General features: G+C 70.6%; 18 protein-coding genes and 1 pseudogene. 9 read left to right on the top strand and 10 right to left on the bottom strand.

Going from position 1 to position 18,542, the window contains the following annotated elements; all coding sequences use genetic code 11:
- The first annotated feature begins 2 nt into the window (after positions 1–2).
- A complete protein-coding gene (locus ACIBJH_RS39100; RefSeq protein WP_399121686.1) occupies positions 3–1,400 on the top strand; it encodes a glutamate decarboxylase in 1,398 nt (465 codons plus the stop codon).
- On the opposite strand, the gene ACIBJH_RS39105 is transcribed toward ACIBJH_RS39100, so the two are convergent.
- The 4 genes and pseudogenes from ACIBJH_RS39105 to ACIBJH_RS39120 all read right to left on the bottom strand — a co-directional run.
- Entirely contained in the window at positions 1,390–2,448 is a 1,059-nt protein-coding gene (locus ACIBJH_RS39105; protein WP_399121687.1) for a threonine aldolase family protein, read from the bottom strand. The two genes, ACIBJH_RS39100 and ACIBJH_RS39105, sit on opposite strands and share 11 nt — an antisense overlap.
- Positions 2,449–2,468: 20 nt before the next feature.
- Positions 2,469–3,044 (bottom strand): helix-turn-helix domain-containing protein, encoded by a 576-nt coding sequence (locus tag ACIBJH_RS39110; protein WP_399121688.1) that lies wholly within the window; start codon positions 3,042–3,044, stop codon positions 2,469–2,471.
- Complete coding sequence (locus ACIBJH_RS39115) at positions 3,041–3,763, bottom strand: metal-dependent hydrolase (RefSeq protein ID WP_399121689.1); 723 nt, start codon at positions 3,761–3,763, stop codon at positions 3,041–3,043. The genes ACIBJH_RS39110 and ACIBJH_RS39115 overlap by 4 nt, the downstream gene beginning before the upstream one ends.
- Positions 3,764–3,825: 62 nt before the next feature.
- Positions 3,826–4,248 (bottom strand): annotated as a pseudogene (locus ACIBJH_RS39120) (DUF6194 family protein); the annotation flags it as partial.
- A 41-nt stretch (positions 4,249–4,289) separates the two neighbouring features.
- On the opposite strand from ACIBJH_RS39120, the gene ACIBJH_RS39125 reads away from it, so the two are divergent.
- Both ACIBJH_RS39125 and ACIBJH_RS39130 read left to right on the top strand, forming a co-directional pair.
- The gene (locus ACIBJH_RS39125) at positions 4,290–5,078 is read left to right on the top strand and encodes a MerR family transcriptional regulator (RefSeq protein ID WP_399121690.1); all 789 of its coding nucleotides are present in this window, start codon (positions 4,290–4,292) and stop codon (positions 5,076–5,078) included.
- A 13-nt stretch (positions 5,079–5,091) separates the two neighbouring features.
- Positions 5,092–5,868, top strand: coding sequence for an SDR family oxidoreductase (locus ACIBJH_RS39130; protein ID WP_399121691.1), 777 nt, complete (start codon positions 5,092–5,094; stop codon positions 5,866–5,868).
- Between the two features lie 6 nt (positions 5,869–5,874).
- On the opposite strand, the gene ACIBJH_RS39135 is transcribed toward ACIBJH_RS39130, so the two are convergent.
- Complete coding sequence (locus ACIBJH_RS39135; protein ID WP_399121692.1) at positions 5,875–6,738, bottom strand: winged helix-turn-helix transcriptional regulator; 864 nt, start codon at positions 6,736–6,738, stop codon at positions 5,875–5,877.
- Between the two features lie 100 nt (positions 6,739–6,838).
- Here ACIBJH_RS39135 and eno point away from each other — a divergent pair, with 100 nt between their 5' ends.
- Positions 6,839–8,122, top strand: coding sequence for a phosphopyruvate hydratase (eno, locus tag ACIBJH_RS39140; RefSeq protein ID WP_399121693.1), 1,284 nt, complete (start codon positions 6,839–6,841; stop codon positions 8,120–8,122).
- 10 nt (positions 8,123–8,132) lie between these two features.
- On the opposite strand, the gene ACIBJH_RS39145 is transcribed toward eno, so the two are convergent.
- On the bottom strand, positions 8,133–8,429 hold the full coding sequence (locus ACIBJH_RS39145; RefSeq protein WP_399121694.1) for a putative quinol monooxygenase: 297 nt from the start codon (positions 8,427–8,429) through the stop codon (positions 8,133–8,135).
- Positions 8,430–8,546: 117 nt separating this feature from the next.
- Here ACIBJH_RS39145 and ACIBJH_RS39150 point away from each other — a divergent pair, with 117 nt between their 5' ends.
- A complete protein-coding gene (locus ACIBJH_RS39150) occupies positions 8,547–9,509 on the top strand; it encodes a GlxA family transcriptional regulator (protein ID WP_399121695.1) in 963 nt (320 codons plus the stop codon).
- An 18-nt stretch (positions 9,510–9,527) separates the two neighbouring features.
- On the opposite strand, the gene ACIBJH_RS39155 is transcribed toward ACIBJH_RS39150, so the two are convergent.
- Genes ACIBJH_RS39155 through ACIBJH_RS39165 form a run of 3 tightly spaced genes read right to left on the bottom strand, consistent with a single transcriptional unit; the run spans position 9,528 to position 13,197 of the window.
- Complete coding sequence (locus ACIBJH_RS39155) at positions 9,528–10,460, bottom strand: NADP-dependent oxidoreductase (protein WP_399121696.1); 933 nt, start codon at positions 10,458–10,460, stop codon at positions 9,528–9,530.
- Positions 10,457–10,924: a MarR family winged helix-turn-helix transcriptional regulator gene (locus ACIBJH_RS39160; protein ID WP_399121697.1), complete on the bottom strand. Its 468-nt coding sequence runs from the start codon at positions 10,922–10,924 to the stop codon at positions 10,457–10,459. Before ACIBJH_RS39160 ends, ACIBJH_RS39155 begins: the two co-directional genes overlap by 4 nt.
- Positions 10,925–10,971: 47 nt before the next feature.
- Positions 10,972–13,197 (bottom strand): MMPL family transporter, encoded by a 2,226-nt coding sequence (locus ACIBJH_RS39165; RefSeq protein ID WP_399121698.1) that lies wholly within the window; start codon positions 13,195–13,197, stop codon positions 10,972–10,974.
- 183 nt (positions 13,198–13,380) lie between these two features.
- Between ACIBJH_RS39165 and ACIBJH_RS39170 the strand changes: the two genes are divergently transcribed.
- Positions 13,381–14,106 carry a TetR/AcrR family transcriptional regulator gene (locus tag ACIBJH_RS39170; protein WP_399121699.1) on the top strand — a complete coding sequence of 242 codons (726 nt, stop codon included), beginning with the start codon at positions 13,381–13,383 and terminating at the stop codon, positions 14,104–14,106.
- Between the two features lie 32 nt (positions 14,107–14,138).
- A complete protein-coding gene (locus ACIBJH_RS39175) occupies positions 14,139–14,795 on the top strand; it encodes a maleylpyruvate isomerase N-terminal domain-containing protein (protein WP_399121700.1) in 657 nt (218 codons plus the stop codon).
- A gap of 62 nt (positions 14,796–14,857) precedes the next feature.
- On the opposite strand, the gene ACIBJH_RS39180 is transcribed toward ACIBJH_RS39175, so the two are convergent.
- Positions 14,858–16,636, bottom strand: a complete 1,779-nt coding sequence (locus tag ACIBJH_RS39180) for an FAD-binding dehydrogenase (RefSeq protein WP_399121701.1) — start codon at positions 16,634–16,636, stop codon at positions 14,858–14,860.
- A gap of 230 nt (positions 16,637–16,866) precedes the next feature.
- Between ACIBJH_RS39180 and ACIBJH_RS39185 the strand changes: the two genes are divergently transcribed.
- Positions 16,867–17,916, top strand: coding sequence for a rod shape-determining protein (locus ACIBJH_RS39185; RefSeq protein WP_399121702.1), 1,050 nt, complete (start codon positions 16,867–16,869; stop codon positions 17,914–17,916).
- Complete coding sequence (locus ACIBJH_RS39190) at positions 17,913–18,542, top strand: hypothetical protein (protein WP_399121703.1); 630 nt, start codon at positions 17,913–17,915, stop codon at positions 18,540–18,542. Before ACIBJH_RS39185 ends, ACIBJH_RS39190 begins: the two co-directional genes overlap by 4 nt.

Genomic DNA, 18,542 nt, shown 5'->3' on the forward strand with positions numbered 1-18,542 from the left:
TCATGCCCATCCCGCATACCGCCGTCATGCCCGAAGCCGAGTTCGACACCCTCACCGTCTCCCGCCGCGCCGGACAGCCGGCCGCCGACCTTCTGCCGCCGGTCGACAAACTGCCCGAGACCTCGTCCTCGCCCGATCTGATCTGCCGCCGCGTACGCGACGAGCTGATGCTCGACGGCAACGCACGCCTCAATCTCGCCACCTTCGTGACGACGTGGATGGAGCCGCAGGCAAGGGAGTTGATGGCGGAGACGGCCGAGAAGAACCTCGCCGACCGCGCCGAGTACCCGCAGATCACCGCCATGGAGGAGCGCTGCGTACGGATGCTCGCGCGGCTGTGGCACGCACCCCACCCGCAGCAGGTCCGTGGCTGCTCGACCACCGGTTCCAGCGAGGCCGCGATGCTCGGCGGACTGGCGCTCAAGCGCCGCTGGCAGGAACGCCGGCGCGCCCAGGGCAAGGACACCGCGCGGCCGAACCTGGTGATGGGCGCGAACGTCCAGGTGTGCTGGAAGAAGTTCGCCAACTACTTCGAGGTGGAGCCGCGTTACGTCCCGATGGAGCCGGGCCGCTACCACCTCACCGCCGACGCGCTCACCGCGTACTGCGACGACAACACCATCGGTGTCGTGGCGATCCTCGGCTCCACGTTCGACGGCTCCTACGAGCCGGTCGCGGACATCTGCATGGCCCTGGACGGCTACCAGGCGGCCACCGGCACCGACATCCCCGTGCATGTCGACGGCGCGTCCGGTGCCATGGTCGCCCCGTTCCTCGACCCGGGCCTCATGTGGGACTTCCAGCTCGAACGGGTCGCCTCCATCAACACCTCGGGACACAAGTACGGGCATGTCTTCCCCGGCCTGGGCTGGGCGTTGTGGCGCGACGCCCAAGCCCTCCCGGACGACCTGGTGTTCGAGGTCGACTACCTCGGCGGCAGCTCCCCCAGCTTCACGCTCAACTTCTCCCGGCCGGGGGCGCATGTCGTCGCGCAGTACTACAGCTTCCTCCGCTACGGCTTCGAGGGGCTGCGGGATCTGGCGGCCCAGAGCCGGACCACCGCCCGCGCCCTCGCCGCGCGCATCCGCACCGTCGCCCCCTACGAGTTGATCACGGACGGCTCCGAACTCCCGGCGTTCGCCTTCCGGTTGACCCCCGGCACACAGGGGTTCACGGTGTTCGACGTCTCCCACGGCATGCGCGCCCGCGGCTGGCATCTGCCCGCGTACAGCTTCCCCGCCCCGTGCCAGGACGTCGCGGTGCTACGACTGGTGGTGCGGACCGGATTCACCGCGGAACTCGCGGGCATGTTCATCGCCGACCTGACCGAGGTCACCCGGAACCTGCACACCGCCCTGCCGACACTCGCACCACCGCTCGAACCACTCGTCACCGCCTGAGACGGCGGACCGCGTCGAGGAGCTGGTCGATGTCGTCGGCGCTGTGCGAGAACGCGGTGACGAACCGGACGATGCCCGGCTCCCAGCGGTCGTGGTAGAAGGCGTAGCCCTCGGCGAGGAGTCCTTCCGTGACGTCCTGGGGCAGGCGGCAGAAGACGATGTTGGCCTGCGGGGTGGCCAACAGGCCCGCGCCGGCGATGGACTTGAGGCCGTCGCCGAGGCGGGCGGCCATCTCGTTGGCGTGCCGGGCGTTGCGCAGCCACAGACCGTCGGTGAGGTACGCGTCGAGCTGGGCCGTCTGGAACCGCATCTTGGAGGTGAGTTGACCCGCGCGCTTGGCGCGGAAGGCCAGCTCGCCGGCGAGCGCGGGGTCGAAGGAGACGATGGCGTCGGCGGTCATCGCGCCGTTCTTGGTGGCGCCGAAGGACAGGACGTCGACGCCTGCCTTCCACGTCATCTCGGCGGCGGTGGCGCCGAGTTGGTCCAGGGCGTTGGCGAAGCGCGCGCCGTCCATGTGGACGCGCAGTCCGGCGTCCTTGGCGATGCCCGACAGCCGGCGGATCTCCTCCAGCGTGTACACGCTGCCGCTCTCGGTGGCCTGGCTGATGCTCACCACGGACGGCTGCACGCTGTGCACGTCACCGGCCCGGCGCCGCACCGCCGTCTCCAGCGCGGCGGGATCGATCTTGCTGTCGTCGCCGGGGACCCCGACGAGTTTGGCGCCATTGGTGAAGAACTCCGGCGCCCCGCACTCGTCGGTGTTGATGTGACTCTCGGGGTGCGAGAGCACACTGCCCCACGGCGGGGTGAGGGCGGCCAGGCTCAGACCGTTGGCGGCGGACCCGGTGGAGACCGGGAACACGTCGACGTCCCGCTCGAAGATCTCACCGAACCTGATGCGGGCCCTGTCGGTGTAGGGGTCGTTGCCGTACGGCAGCACCTGTCCGGCCGCCGCGTCGGCGACGGCCCGGGCTATCTCGGGCGAGGCTCCGGCCATGTTGTCACTGATGAAGGCACGGCTGGAGGGGGTGGTGGCGATGGCGCTCATGAGCGGAGGCTTCCTCGGTCTCAGGTGCTGATGGGGGAGGCGAAGACGACGGTGATGTCGACCTCGTCCGCACCGGTGCGGTAGAAGTGCGGGGCGTCTCCGGCGAAGGCGAGCATGTCGCCGGGGCCCAGGTCCTGCGGGGCGTCGACGGGGCCCGCGGTGACGTACCCGGTGGCGATGAGCAGATGCTCGATCGTGCCGGTGGCGTGCGGCACACCGGCCAGCTCCGTCTCCGGCGGAATGCGCAGCCGCCAGATCTCCAGGCTGTTGCCGCTGCTGATCCGGCGCAGCAACTCCCTTGAGACCTCGCCCGGTTCGACATCCGTGGCCGCCCGGAACACCGGCCCGGTGTCGGCGTCCCGCGCGAGGAGGTCGGCGATCGGGATGCGCAGGGCGATCGCGATGGCGTCCAGGGTGTCGATCGTCGGATTGCCGTTACCGGCCTCCAGTTGCGACAGCGTGGCCTTGCTGAGCCCGGCCCGCCGGGCCATCTCCGCGGCGCTCATCCCGCGCTGCTGGCGCCGCAGCCGGATTTTCGCGCCGACCGCGGCGGCGGTACTGCTCACCGGCCGGCGGCCGGTCGGCGGGGGCGTCATCGAGGGCTCCGGTGGGTCGCGGAGTAGGACACGCGGATACGGCCCTTCTTGACCTTCAGCGTGGGCAGCACCAGCTCGGCGAGGTCCCCGAGGCTCCGCACATGCGTGCCCCCGCACGGCGCGGAGTGCAGCGTGTCGAGCTGCACCACGCGCCGCCCGTCGGGCAGGTACCGCGCGGAGACCGGCAGGTCGTCGGCGACGGCGGCCGCCACCCCGTCACGGAGCACGGCGGTCACCTCCTCCCGCCCGTCCGGATCACCGAGCCGCGCGTCCGCGCCCGGCGCCTGGAACTCAATACGCGCCTGCCCTGGGAAATGAATACTCCCGACCATCTCCCAGCCCTGCGTCCGCCCGACCGCCTCGACGAGGTGTCCCGCGGTATGCAGCGCGGCATGCAGCTTCCGCGCCTCAAGGTCGATCCGGGCCCGCACCCGCTCCCCCACGGCAAGCGACGGCAGCCCGCCGCCCGCCGCAGTCGCCACGACCAGTCCCGAGTCACGGTCCCGCACCGGAACGACCTCGACACCCTCCAGCCACCCCCGGTCGGCGGGCTGGCCCCCGCCCTGCGGATGAAACAGACAGTCCTCTACGGCGACCCAGGGCGTCTCGTCCCTCTCGCCGACCGCGATGACGGTCGTGTCGACCTGCTCCAAGTACGTGTCGTCGAGGTAGGCGCCGATCTGTGCGCCCTCCCGAGAAGTCGCGATTGAATGAACCATGCGTTCACTATACCGAACCAAACGGAGACAGTAAACGCACCGTTTGTTTTACTGAACACCGGCCGGGCGACGGCGTCGTCATGCGCGCCACGCAACAGCCGTAGAACCGTGTCCGTCGTCCTCGGACCGGGAGCGACGACGCAGACCCAGCCGTGTGCTCCGTACACCGGGTGCGGCAGCACCGTGTCGGCGGCGGCGTGATCATGCGGCTCCTCCCCCGTGAGTTCGCTGAACCTCGTACGGCCGACGTGGATGTCGACGCGCCACCGGCCCGGAGGGTCGAGGTCGGACGCGGTGTCGCCCGGGAGGTTCTTGGTGACGACGGTGCCGTACGGCTGGGTGTTCTGCGGCGGTCGGCCGTCGGGGGCGTAGTAGAAGAACGCGTCCCCCCAGGCGAGTTCGGGGAAGTCGCTGCCCGGCTCCGGTGCGAGAACGAGCGCGCCGGGGAAGTCGCGTACGGCTGCGATGATCTGTTCCGTAGTCATGGTTCAAGCATCAGCTTCAAGTGCTTATGCGGGGTTGGCCGATGGGCGAGGCGGCAAGTGGTGCGCGGCGCGGGACGTTCAGGACCGCCGATGTGGCACGCGAGTCGGGGTACTCGCTGCAACAGGTGCGCGATCTGGAGCGGTGGGGAGTCATCCCGCCGGCCGCCCGGTCGGACAACGGCTACCGCTCCTACACGCCTTCGCATGTGCGGGCTCTGCGTGCCTATCGGGGGCTCGCGGGCGCCGTGGGCCCGGTGCTCGCCCGGCGGATGCTGGCCGAGTTGCGGACGCAGACGCTCGTGGAGGCGGCCTCGGTGATCAACGAGGTCCATGTCCGGCTCGCGCGGGAACGCGAGGAGACCCTGCGCGCCCAGCAGGCCCTGCGTGCGATCAAGGACGAGGCGAACGCACCGGATCCGGAGCGGGACGGTGACGCGATGACGATCACCGAACTCTCCAGAGCCCTCGGGGTGCGACCCTCGACCCTGCGCTTCTGGGAGCAGGAAGGGCTCGTCACCCCCGACCGCGTGACCTCGCGGCGAGCCCGGCGCTACGACCTGTCGGCCATCAGAGCGGCCCGCATCGTGACGGCCCTGCGCGCCACCGGCCACGGCGTTCCCGCGGTGCGGGAGATCATGGGCTCCCTGCACCGGCTCGACGGCCGGGGAGAGGCCCGGCGCATCCTGCGCGAACGCCTCGACCGGATCGCCGTACGGACCGTGGGACTCCTCCAGGCGGGCGCGGACCTGGCAGCCGTCATCACCGCCGGTTCCATCACCCTTCAACCGGCCTCCGAGGAAAGGCAGTTGCCGATGCCGTCCCCGTCATGAACGATCTCGGACCATGACGACGAGCACCGACCACCCGTCCAGCCGCCCGCTCGCGCTCGTCACCGGAGTGGGGCGCACCGTCGGTATCGGCGCGGGTATCGCGCGTCGGCTGGCGGCCTCGGGCTGGGACATCGCCTTCACCTACTGGACTCCCTACGACCAGCGCATGCCCTGGGGTGTGGAGTCCGGCGCGGCCTCGGCCATCGCCGACGCGCTCAAGGAACACGGCGCCACGACCATGGCCGTCGAGGCGGACCTGTCCGACCCGGACGCCCCTGCCCGCGTCTTCGACGAGGTCGGACGCGGGCCGGGCGGTGTCACCGCCTTGGTGATGTGCCACTGCGAGTCGGTCGACTCCGGTCTCCTCGACACCACCGTCGAGAGCTTCGACCGGCATTTCGCGATCAACGCGCGAGCCACCTGGCTGCTGATCCGCGAGTACGGCCGACGGTTCGCGGCCGCTCCCGGCACCGGCCGGATCATCGCCCTCACCAGCGACCACACCGTGCACAACCTCCCCTACGGCGCGAGCAAGGGCGCCCTGGACCGCATCACGCTGGCCGCCGCGCACGAGTTCGCCCACCTCGGCATCACCGCCAACGTCATCAACCCGGGCCCGGTGGACACCGGTTGGATGACCGAGGAGGGGCGGGCGGAGATCCTGCGGCAGACTCCGCTCGACCGTCTCGGCACTCCACGGGACACTGCCCACCTCGTCGACTTCCTCTGCTCGCCGGAGGGTCAGTGGATCAACGGCCAACTCCTCCTGAGCAACGGGGGTTTGGCGTAGCGGCGCTCACCTGGTGCAGTCCGCGGCCAGGCGCAGGCCCTCCTTGACGGCGTGCGGGATGTCGGTGATCGGGAACAGCGCCTGTCGTACGGTCCGTTCGGTGTCGATGATCAGGAGCAGCCGTTTGTGCCGCAGCCGGCCCGCCGCACGGAACGTCGGCAGCCGCAGCGCTGCGGCGAGTTGCTGCGCCTCGTCGGAGAGCAACGGATAGGGGATCTCCTCGGCGCGGGCGAACTCGGCCTGTTCGTGCGGGAGTTGGGTGCTGACCCCGCGCACGTCCACGCCAGCCCGGCGGAACTCGGGCCAGGCGTCACGGAAGAGGCGGTTCTCCAGCGTGCAGCCCTCGGCACCGGGGATCGACGGCTCGCCCCAGTCGATGCCGGTGCCCGGGTAGGTGAACAGCACGGTCGCAGCGGCTTCCGGTGACACGACCGGCAGGTCCGTGCCCTGGATTCCGGGGAGTTGAAGGTCGTCGGGCAGGCGGGTGCCGGGCAGGGCGTGCACGCGGGTGTGTTCGGCGCTGTCCTCGGCCGCGGTCGCGGTGTGGGTGCCGTCTCCGAGCATCCACCGGTCGCCCCAGTCCTGCATCGCCACGAGCAAGGGCAGCAGCGCGAGCCCGGCGTCGGTGAGCACGTACTCGTAGCGCACCGGCCGCCGTTGGTAGAGCCTGCGGTGCAGCACCCCGCTCGCGACGAGCCGGCCCAGGCGCTCGGTCAGGACGTTGCGGGACAGGCCGATCCCGGCGGCCAGCGCGTCGAAACGGACCTGGCCGCGGGCGATCTCCCGCAGCACCAGAACGTTCCACCAGTCCCCCAGGACCACGGCGGCCTGGGCGATGCCGCAGGTCTCGTCGGCGTTGTGCATCCTCATGCGCCCATAGTAGGTTCTCTTTCAGGACTCACTTTGTTTCATGACGGAACTTACCGCCCGCCGACGTCCGGGACGCGGGCCCTGCGTGAGGAGTTGCACCGTGACCGCCATCAGCCGGGTCGTCGCACGCGAGATCATCGACAGCCGGGGCAACCCGACCGTCGAGGTCGACGTGGAGCTCAAGGACGGATCGCTCGGCCGGGCCGCCGTACCGTCGGGCGCCTCCACCGGAGCCAGGGAAGCGGTCGAACTGCGCGACGGCGACCCGACACGCTTCCACGGCAAGGGAGTTCGCCGCGCCGTCGACGCCGTCAACGAGACCATCGCCGACGCCGTGACCGGACTCGACGCCGAGAACCAGGCGACCGTCGACCACACGATGATCGAACTCGACGGCACCGACACCAAGTCGCGCCTCGGCGCCAACGCCCTGCTCGGTGTCTCCCTGGCCACCGCCAAGGCCGCCGCGGCCGCCCACCGGCTCCCGCTCTACCGCTACATCGGCGGCGTCGACGCCCGCCTGCTGCCGGTACCGATGATGAACATCGTCAACGGCGGCGCCCACGCCGACAACCCGCTGGACTTCCAGGAGTTCATGATCGCCCCGATCGGCGCGGCCACCTTCGCCCAGGCCGTCCGCATGGGGTCGGAGGTCTTCCACACCCTGCGCCGCGACCTGATCGCCGCCGGCCACAGCGCCAACGTCGGCGACGAGGGCGGCTTCGCCCCCGATCTCCGCACCGCCGACGAGGCCCTCGACTTCGTCCTCCACGCCATCGAACGCACCGGCTACAAGCCCGGCACCGACATCACCCTCGTCATGGACCCGGCGACCTCGGAGTTCTTCCGCGACGGTGTCTACGACTACACGGGCGAGGGCGTCCGCCGCACCCCGGCCGAACACGCCGACTACCTCGCCGAGTTGGTCGACCGCTACCCGATCGCCTCGATCGAGGACCCGATGGCCGAGGACGACCACGAGGGCTGGCGCGACCTGACCGCACGGCTCGGCGAGCGCTGCCAGCTCACCGGTGACGATGTCTTCTGCACCAACGAGACGCTGCTCGGCGCCGGGATCCGGGACGGGATCGCCAACTCGATCCTGGTGAAGGTGAATCAGATCGGCACCCTCACCGAGACCCTGGCCACCGTCGCCACCGCCCATCGCGCCGGCTACACCGTGGTGATGTCCCACCGCTCCGGCGAGACCGAGGACACCACCATCGCCGATCTCGCCGTCGCGACCGGCTGCGGCCAGATCAAGACCGGGTCGCTGTCCCGCGCCGACCGCACCGCCAAGTACAACCAACTCATCCGCATCGAGGAGGACTTGGGTACCCAGGCACGCTACGCCGGGCGGGACGCGCTGGGCCTGCGCCGCTGAGGCGTCCGGTTCAGGAGACCTTCGCTCCCAGCAGGTCGACCGGGGCGATGACCGGCGGCGCGCTGAGCTTCGTCTCCGCGATCTCCCCCAGAGCGGCGGCGATCCGGCCGGTCAGGTGCGCCTGCCGCCCCTGCTCGTCCTCGAAGGTGTCGAACACCCCGAAGGTGGTGGCGTTCTCGCGGAACGCGAACCATGTCACCGTGCCCTGCTCCCGTTCGGCAAGCTCCTGGGCACCGCGCAGCAGGGCCTCCACCTCGTCGGCGTGCTCCGGCTTGGCCTCGATGCGTACCAGCAGACCGACCTTCATGTCACCACTCCTTGTGCAGACGTCCAGGGCGCCGGATGTCCGGCGCACCTCGAACCTATGGCGGTGGTCGGTGATCACATCAGTGGCGGAAACGACACGGTTGATAGCGTTCCCGCCATGAAGGTAGCGGTCGCCGTCTACGACGGGGTGTTCGACTCGGGGCTCTCGGCCGTCCTGGACGTGCTGAGCAACGCCAACGCGCTGGGCGGGCAGCTCCACGAGTCGTCGCCCACCTGGGACGTCACCCTGGTCGGCCCCGGCCCGAGGGCGCGGACCAGGGCGGGACTCCTCGTGGCGCCCGAGCCGCTCGAACTGGCCGACACGGCCGACCTCCTGGTCTTACCGGCGCTCGGGGAGAGCGACCCCTCGGCGCTGATCGACCATGTGGGCGGCGAAGTGTCCCGGCCCGTCCGGGACTTGATCGTGCGCACCCGAGCAAGGGGGACGACCATCGCCTCGGCGTGCGCGGGTACCTTCCTGCTGGCCGAGGCGGGGGTGCTGGACGGGCTGCGGGCCACGACGTCCTGGCCGCTGTCGCCCACGTTCCGGGACAGGTATCCCGAGGTCGAGCTGGACCACAGCCGGATGGTGATCAGCTGCGAGGGCGTCATCACCGCCGGCGCGGCTTTCGGCCATGTCGATCTCGCGCTGACGATCGTCCGCGCGGCCAGCCCCGCGCTCGCCGACCTGGTCGCCCGCCATCTCGTGGTCGACGAACGCCCCTCGCAGGCCGCGTACACGATTCCCAGCGCCCTTGCCCAGAACGACCCCACGGTCGCGGCCTTCGAACTCTGGGCCCGTGAGCATCTGACCGAGCCCATCGGCATCCCCGTGGCGGCCAGGGCCATCGGGGTCAGCGAGCGGACGCTGCAGCGTGCCGTCCGGCGCACCGTCGGGACGTCACCCATCCGGTTCGTCCAGGACCTGCGGATCGAACGCGCCTCCCATCTGCTGCGCACCACCGACCTCTCCCTGGAGACCATCGCCAGGACGGTCGGCTACGAACACCCCAACACCCTGCGCGTGCTGCTGCGCGAACGCACCGGAAAGACCACGTCGGCGCTCCGCGACAGCAAGTGACGCCGATTCAGGGCCAGTTCAGGAGATGAGGACGATCTTTCCGCGCGTGTGGCGCTGTTCGAGTTCGGCGTACGCGTCGCGGACGCGGTCGAGCGGGTAGGTGGCGGCGATGGGAATCTCGATCCGGCCGGCGGCGACATGGTCGGCCATTTCGGTGAGGACCTCGCGGGTGGAGGCGCCTTCGCTGCCCGCGCTCCTGGTACCGAGTTCCTGCGCCTTCTGGAAGGAGATGATCGTCTCGACCCGGTCCCGGGGGATGCCGAGATCGACGGCGAGTTGGACGTAATCCGGTCCGAACAGGTCGATGAAGGCGTCGATCCCGTCGGGTGCCGCCGCGGTGAGGGCCTCGGCGAGTCCGTCGCCGTACGGGACCGGGGTCGCGCCGTGGGCGGTGAGCCAGTCGGCGTTGGCGGGTGAGGCGATGCCGAGGACGTTCACGCCGCGTGCGACGAGGAGTTGGACCGTGACGGTGCCCACTCCGCCGGCGGCGGCCGAGACGGCGACGGTCTCGCCGGGCTTGGGGGCCACCGCGTCCACGGCGGCCCACGCGGTGCAGCCGACGACGTAGAGGGCGCCGGCCACCTCCCAGCTCAGGGCGGACGGCTTGGGGATCAGTTGGGTCACCGGTACGACGGCGTGGGTGGCGTGGCTGGAGCGCTGCCAGGAGAACCCGAGAACCTCGTCGCCGATGCCGAAGTCGGTGACGCCGTCGCCGAGTTCGGTGACGACTCCGGCGAGGTCGCTGCCCTGGCCGGACGGGAAGGTCGCGGGGAACATCTGGCGCATCGCGCCCGAACGGATGGCCGCCTCACCGGGGTTGATGCCGGCCGCCCGCACCTCGACGAGGACTTCTCCCGCGGCGGGGCTGGGGATCGGCACCTCGGTGACGTGCAGGACGTCGCGGTCGCCGTACTCGTCGAAGCGGACTGCTCGTGCTGGTGCGGGGCTCATCTGGTCTCCTTCGTCAGGGGTGTTGGCCCAGGGTCCGGGGTGCGTGGGTTGGCGGCACGGAGTACGGCGAGCGTGCTCGCGAGGTGGCCGAGTTCCGGGGCCGGGAGCGGACCGGCCAGCCAGGTCGCGAGTTCCCGGTCGAAGACGGGACCGGCCTCGTCCACCAAGTCCCGCCCGGCCGCCGTCAGTTCGACGATCGAGGAGCGGCGGTCGGTGCGGTGCGGCCGTCGTACGCAGTGGCCCGCCTTCTCCAGCCGGTCGACGGCCTGGCTCGCGCCGCCGACCGTGATGGAGAGGGCGGCGGCGATGTCGTTGACCCGGCAGGAGCCCGCGCGTTCGACGACGAGCAGCACGTTCAGGCTGCCCAGGGTCACACCGCAGTCCTGGCGGAGCCGGGCGTCGATCCCGTTCCACAGGTCCGTCTCGAAACGCACCAGGTCGTCGAACAGTTGCCGCAGGTCCACGGGCGGGCTCCTTCCGGCCGAATGCATTAGCTCTAATCATCTTAGCCCTAATGCACTTCGGATGCGCCCCTGACGATCGCATCGGACGTGGCTGCCGGGGCGGTGCCGCCTTCGCTCAGGCCGAACCGTGCGTGGAACCGGCGCAGGAAGCCGGGCGCGTACCAGGCCGAGCGGCCGAGCAGCCGCATCGCGGCGGGGACGAGGACACCCCGTACGGCGACGGCGTCGATGAGGATGGCCAGTCCGCTGCCCAGGCCGAACAGCTGCATGAAGCTGAGCTTCGCCGTCCCGAAGGCGAAGAAGCTCACCGCGAGCAGACAGGCCGCCGCGGTGACGATGCGTCCGGTGTGTCCGAGGCCGTTGGCCACGGCGGACTCGTTGTCGGCGCCCTGGTCGTGGAGTTCCTTGATCCGGCTGGTGACGAAGACCTCGTAGTCCATCGAGAGGCCGAAGGCGATGCAGAACATCAGCACGGTCATGGAGACGTCCATCGGCTGTGCCGTGAAGCCGAGCACGGAGGAGAGATGGCCGTCCTGGAAGATCCAGGTCATGACGCCGAGGGTGGCGCCCAGGCTGATCATGTTGAGGAGCAGTGCGCGCAGCGGCTGTACGACGCTGCCGGTGAAGAGGAAGAGCAGGAGGAAGGTGGTGAGGGCGACCAGGGCCACGGCGAGCGGGAGCCTGCTGCCGACGGAGTGCTTGGAGTCGACCAGGACGGCGTCGACTCCGCCCACCAGGGGCTGTGTTCCGGCGGGCACGGCGACCGCCCGCACCTCCCGGACCAGGCTCTGGGCCGCGTCGGACTTCGGTGTCAGGGTGCTCACCACGTTGATCTGCTGTGCGTCGGGGCGGCCGAGGGCGGGGTTGCCGGGGTCGGTCGCGGTCGGCTGTCCCTCGGCGTAGGTGCCGGCGCTGGTCTCGACGCGGACGACGCCCTTGAGCCCGGACAGCTGGGTCGCGTACAGCCCCAGCGAACTCTTGCTCACGGGTGAGTCGATGACGACGTGGAGGGCCGCGTCGTCGCTGCCGTTGAACTTCTCCCGCAGTACGGCGGAGACCTGGCGGCTCGCGGCGTCCTCGGGCAGGACGCGTTCGTCCGGGGTGCCGAAGGTGATGCCGAGCAGCGGACTCGCCGCGAGCAGCAGGACCGCGAGGACGGGCAGCGCGGTGAGCGCGGGCCGCCGCATGACGGTGCGGGCCAGCCGTCCCCACAGGGGTGCGCGGGTGTCGGAGCGGGCACGGTTCGCCCACGGGAGCCGTCCGCCGTTGACGCGGTGGCCGAGGACGACGAACAGGGCCGGCATGACGAACAGGGTGCTGACGGCCGCGATGACGACGACACCGACCCCGGCGTAGCCGAAGGAGCGCAGGAAGTACTGCGGGAACACCAGCAGTGCCGCGAGCGCCGCCGCGACGGTCGCCGCCGAGAACGCGACGGTACGGCCCGCGGTGCTCACGGTCCGCCGTACGGCGTCGTCCACGCTCGCCCCGGTCGCGAGCTGTTCCCGGAACCGGCTGACCATCAGCAGCGCGTAGTCGATGCCGAGGCCGAGGCCCAGTGCGGTGGTCAGGTTGACCGCGAAGACGGAGACGTCGGTGGCACTGCCGAGGAGGAACAGCTCCGCGAACGTGCCCGCGATGGCGATGGTCCCGATCGCGAGCGGCAGCAGGGCGGCGACCGCGCTGCCGAAGACGAGCAGGAGCAGTACGAGGGTGAGGGGTACGGCGATGGACTCGGCGAGGACGAGGTCCTTGGCCGACTGGGTGCCCATCTCGCTGGTCACGGCGGCACCGCCGCCCGCCCGGACGGTGAGGGAGTCCTCGTACGGTCCGGCGTAGGCGTCGATGACGCTCTTCGCATTCTCGTCCCGCTCGGTGTCGTTGCCCTTCACATGGGCGAGTACCACGGCTTCCCGGCCGTCCTTGGACCTGAGGTCGGGGCTGGAGGTGTCCCAGAACGAGATCACGTTCTCCAGGTGCTGTTCTCTCCTGAGCTGGGCCACCAGGGCCCGGCCGCTCTGCTCCGCCGGTGTCCCGTCCACGCGGCCCTCGGCGGCGGTGACCAGGAGGACCAGGTTCGTCTCCCCGCCGAACTTCCGGTCGATGACCTTGGCGGCCCGGGAGGAGGCGGAGGACGGGTCGTCGTAGCCGCCTCCCAGCAACTTGCCGAACGCGCCGGCGCCCAGGACCCCCATGAGGGCCACGGCCACGACGGCGACGACGAGTACCAGCCGCGAGCGGCGGATCACCAGCTCGGCTATGCGTTCGAACATGCCCGTTCTCCTTTGCTGTCCATACGTCGAAAAGGCGCGAAACAGCCGGAGTTCACCAATAGGGCACTCCTCGTCGCCGCGCACGACGCTAGTGAGGAGCAAGAAGATTTGGCAGTGTTAGATTTTCCTCACACCTCGCAACTTCATGTTCCCCCGCGCGGGTTGTCGTCGTACGGTCGCCGCATGCCCGCCGAAGAAGCCACGACCGCCCTCCCGTCCCTGCGCGAACGGCGCCGGGCCGCGGCCACCCAGGAGATCGTGGACGCCGCCGAGCGCCACCTCACCGAGCACGGCCCGGCAGCCCTGTCCCTGCGCGCGGTCGCCCGCAGCCTCGGCATGACCGTGCAGGCGCTCTACCACTACTTCCCGAGCCGGGACGCCCTCATCACGGTCCTCGTCACCAAGGCCTACGACGACCTGGCCGACGCCGTGCAGACCGCCGCCGAGACCCCGGCGGACGACCCGGACCTGCCCCGTCTGGTGCGGGCGGCCGAGGGCTACCGGCGGTGGGGCATCGCCCACCCCGAACACTTCCGACTCCTCTACGGCACACCGCTGCGGGACTACGCGGCACCGGCCGACGGTCCGACCACCCAGGCCACGCGCCGGATGAGCATGATCTTCGAGCGCGAGCTGTTCGAGGAGTTCACCCCGGAGCAGCTCGCCGCGGCCGACATCCCCGCGCTCTCACCCCAACTCCGGGGCTATCTGGAGCAGTTGCCGCACTACGGCCAGGGGCATCTGCCGTCGCCCGCGAGCGCCCTCCTGATGAGCGCGTGGGGACACCTGCACGGGCTCGTCGCCCTGGAGGTGTTCGGACACTCCGCTTTCCTCGGCGGGCACCAGGCCGAGCTGTTCCGCATGGCGATGCGCAACCTGCTGGCGGACATCCACCGCCGGATCACATGACACGGTCCGCCCGGGCGCCGTAGCGTGCCGAGGTGGATCTCTTCGCACGCTCCTGGACAGCTCTGCTCGCCGCGGTAGCCGACCTCAAGGACGCCGACTTCGCACGGCCCTCGGGGTGTGCCGGGTGGCTGGTGCGGGACCTGGTCTGTCATCTGGTCATCGACGCCCAGGACGTGCTGATCACCCTTGTGACACCCGCCGACACGGAAGTGACCCGCGACGCGGTGACCTACTGGACCGTCGGTCGGACACCGCCCACCGGCGACGACCCGCTCGACGCGCTGATCGTCCGGCTGGCCGCCGCGTACGAGGAGCCCGGGCTGCTCAAGTTCCATCTGGACGACGTCGGTTCGGCCGCCGGCCGCGCCGCCCGGCTCGCCGACCCCGAACTGCGGGTGAGCACACAGGACCAGGTGCTCACCGGCGGCGACTACCTCTCCGCGTACGTCCTGGAGTGGACGCTGCACCACCTCGACCTGGTCGCACACCTCCCGGACGTGCCGGGACCGCCGGTCGAAGCACTCGCGGGGGCACGCGGGTTGCTGGAGCGGATCGCCAAGGCCGCGTTCCCCGTGTGCTTCTCCGACCGGGACGCGCTGCTCGTCGGCACGGGACGGCGTACGCCGACGGAAGCGGAGACGCACCGACTCGGCTCATTCGCGGCGCGGTTGCCGCTGTACCTCGGCTGAGCTGTCGGCAACTCGGGCCGCGCTCCGCCGAGTTGCCGACAGGTGGCGCACGGCCCTACCGCTCAGAGGGCTGCCGCCGCCGCGCGGCCCGCCTGGCGGCCGGAGAACAGGCAGCCGCCGAGGAAGGTGCCCTCCATCGAGCGGTAGCCGTGCACTCCCCCGCCGCCGAAGCCGGACACCTCACCGGCCGCGTACAGACCCGGTATTGGCACACCGGTGGCGTCGAGGACCCGGCCCGAGAGGTCGGTCTGCAGTCCGCCGAGGGTCTTGCGGGTGAGGATGTTGAGGCGGACGGCGATCAGCGGTCCGGCGGCCGGGTCCAGGATCTTGTGGATCGCGGCGGTGCGGCTGAGTGAATCGCCGGTGTAGGAAAGGGCGTTGCGGATGCCCATCACCTGGGCGTCCTTCGAGTACGGGTTGTCGATCTCCCGGTCCCGCGCCTCGATCTGCCGCTGGAGATCGGCCAGTTTGATCAGGCCGTCACCGGTCAGCTTGTTCATGCCGAGGACCAGTTCGGAGAGGCTGGAGGCGGTGACGAAGTCGACGCCGTTCTTCCTGAACTTCTCGATCGGCTCCGGCGTCTGCCAGATGCGCGAGAGCAGCATCAGGATGTCCTTGTTGGTGAGGTCCGGGTTCTGTTCGGACCCGGAGAGCGCGAACTCCTTCGCGATGATCTTGCTCGTGGTGACGAACCACGAGTAGTCGTAGCCGCTGGCGGTGATCGAGCCCAGGGTGTGGAGGGTGTCGTAGCCCGGCATGTCGGGGGCGGAGAACCGCTTGCCCTTGGCGTCGAACCACATCGAGGACGGGCCCGGGAGGATGCGGATGCCGTGGTTGGGCCAGATCGGGTCGTAGTTCTTGAGGCCCTCGGTGTAGTGCCACATCCGGTCGGGGTTGACGATCCGGCCGCCCGCCGCCGAGGTGATCCCCAGCATCCGGCCGTCCACGTAGGCGGGCACACCGGTGATCATGTTCTTGGGTGGGGTGCCGAGCCGGGCCGGCCAGTTCTGCCGTACGAGATCGTGGTTGGCGCCTATGCCGCCCGAAGTGACGATCACGACGGGGGCCTTGAGGTCGAAGTCGCCGACCACGGTGCGAGAGGTTGCCTTGCCGCGCTGGGCGGTGCTGGGTTCGAGGATCGAGCCGCGGACTCCCGTCACGGTGCCGCCGGTGCGGACGATCTCGTTGACCTGGTGGCGGAACTTGAAGACCACCTTGCCGGAGGCGACTCCGGCCCGCACCTGCTTCTCGAACGGCTCGACCACGGCGGGTCCTGTGCCCCAGGTGACGTGGAAGCGGGGCACCGAGTTGCCGTGTCCATCGGCGAGGCCGCCGCCGCGCTCGGCCCAGCCGACGATCGGGAACCAGCGGATGCCGAGGCCGTAGAGCCAGGACCGCTTCTCGTTGGCCGCGAAGTCCACATACGCCTCGGCCCACTTGTGGGCCCAGTAGTCCTGGCCGGTCGGGTCGTCGATGCCGCGGTCGAAGCCTGCCGTGCCCTGCCAGTCCTGCCAGGCCAGCTCCTGGGAGTCCTTGATGCCCATGAGCCGCTGCTCGTCGGAGTTGACCAGGAACAGTCCGCCGAAGGACCAGAACGCCTGGCCGCCGAGGTTGGACTCGGGCTCCTGGTCCAGGAGCAGCACTTTTTTTCCGGCGGCGACCAGTTCGGCCGTCGCGACCAGTCCGGCCAGGCCGTGGCCGACGACGATGGCGTCGGCGTCCGAGGTGCCGGCCGCGAACGCCGGTACCGCGTGCGCCGCGAGGGCAGCGCCGGCGGCGACGCCGCCGGCCACCGTCAGGGCTCTTCGTCTGCTGATCGCCGTGGGGGACGAGTTCTCCATGAGGTGCCTTCCGAATGAGTACGGGAGGTGCGGGAGGTGTGCGCGACGCGTGGCGCGTGCCGCGACACCTCTCTTGTTACCGCCGGTAGCACCCCAGGAAACCAAGCTGTGTCGGCAGTGTTGCGGAAGCCGGATTCCGGGCGGTCGCACCGGACCACACAGGTACGACCGTCGGTATGTGGCCAATCACCTAAGATCGCCGCTCAGGACAACGGTGCGGGGGTGGCGGCGTGCTCTGGTGGGCCCTGGAAGAGATACGCATACAGCGGACGGGGCACAACTCCCCGTACACGCACGTGCTGTTGGAGCTGGCCTGGAATCCGGGCCCGGACTCGGACGTCTCGCTCGCGGCGGAGCTGCTGGCGGTCGGTGTGCCGAAGGCGTCCCAACTGTGGCCGCCGATCGGGTCGGTGGTTCTCGTCGCACCCGGAGCCGACGCGCACCCCGGGGTGCAGCCGGCCGTGGACACCGTCCGGGAGCAGTGGCCGGCGGCGGTGGTCACCGTGGTGGACGAGACGGTGGCCGCCCTGCTCGGCGCGGACCCGGAGCCGCCCGCGTGTGTCGTGGTGCACCAGGACGCGGTGCACACCTCCGTCGCGCTCGTCGCCGGGCGTGAGGTGGTCGCGAGCGGTCTGGCAACCGGTGGCGTGCGCGGCCTGGCCGACGCCGTCATCGCGCATGTGCGCGACGGTCACGGCCTCGAACTCGGCCTGGAGACGGCGTGGTCCGCCGTCGTCCACGGCGGCGCGTTCGCGCCGTCGCCGAAGGTGCCCGTCCCCATGTCCGTCCACGGATCACTGATCACCGACGACAGCCCCGGACCACGGCAGCCGGTCGACGCCGTCCTGCCGCCGACCGAACTGCGTGCCGTCGTAGCCCCTGCCTACCAGCCGGTGGTGGACCTCGTGGCGCGGGTGCTGCGTGACGCGCCGCCGGAGGCCGCCCGGCGGGCGACCGCCGGCGGGCTGCTGCTGACCGGCCCGCACCCGCCCGGAGCGGAGGACCACCTGACGGAACTGACCGGGCTGCCCGCGTGCCGGGTCGACGAGCCGACATCCGGGTTCGAACACCCTCGGGTCCTCCGCAATGGAGTGGCCCGTCTGCTCGCCGAGATTCCCCCGGCCCCTGTCATCGAGGACCGCAGCGGGCGGTTCCGCCGGGTCATCGCGGACTGGGCCTCCTCCTCGGTCGGGGACCAACACACCTACACGCCGGAGGAGTTGGCGCTGCTGGAGGCGCTCCGCCTGCTGCCGGGTCCTCCGAACACCGACGACCGGTGAGCGCCACCGGGCGGAGACGGGCCGTGCGGCTGCTGTGGACGGCGCTCGCGGTGCCGGTGAGCGCGGCGCTGACGGGTATTGCCTTCGGCCTCGTCTACGGCGCGTCGCTGACGCCCGTCGGATGGCGGAACCCGATGGTCCTGGGCTTCGGCGCACTCGTGCTGGCCGGTGCTCTGGGCGGGCTGGGGTTCGTCCTGTACGACATTCGGGGCGACGACATCCGGGGGATCCCGGTACGGGAGACCGCGGTGGCCGCCTGCGTCGCCGCGACCATGCTGGTGTGCTGGATGGCGCTGAAGGAGCAGGCGCTGCACGAGCGTGGCCGGGCCGTCCGGGCGGTCGTGACGGACCTGCGGCCCAGCGCCGGCGTGTACGACGCCGGAACGGAGGCGGTTCTGGCGGACGCCGCTCACCACCGGCGGCTCGGTGTCATCGGCGCGGGGCATCTCGCCGTCGGTGACCGTCTCATCGTCACGGTCGATCCCCGGGGCAGATTCAGCGTCAGCGCCGGCCCGCCGCCCGCCACTCCCGAATGGTTGTGGGACCTGGCCGCCGTGATCGCCGCGGTTCAGGCCCTGTTCACCGCCTCGCTCGGTTTCAGCGCCGCCAGAGTGCGAGAGCGCTGA

The sequence above is a fragment of the Streptomyces sp. NPDC050548 genome (assembly GCF_044457385.1).
GTDB lineage: Bacteria > Actinomycetota > Actinomycetes > Streptomycetales > Streptomycetaceae > Streptomyces.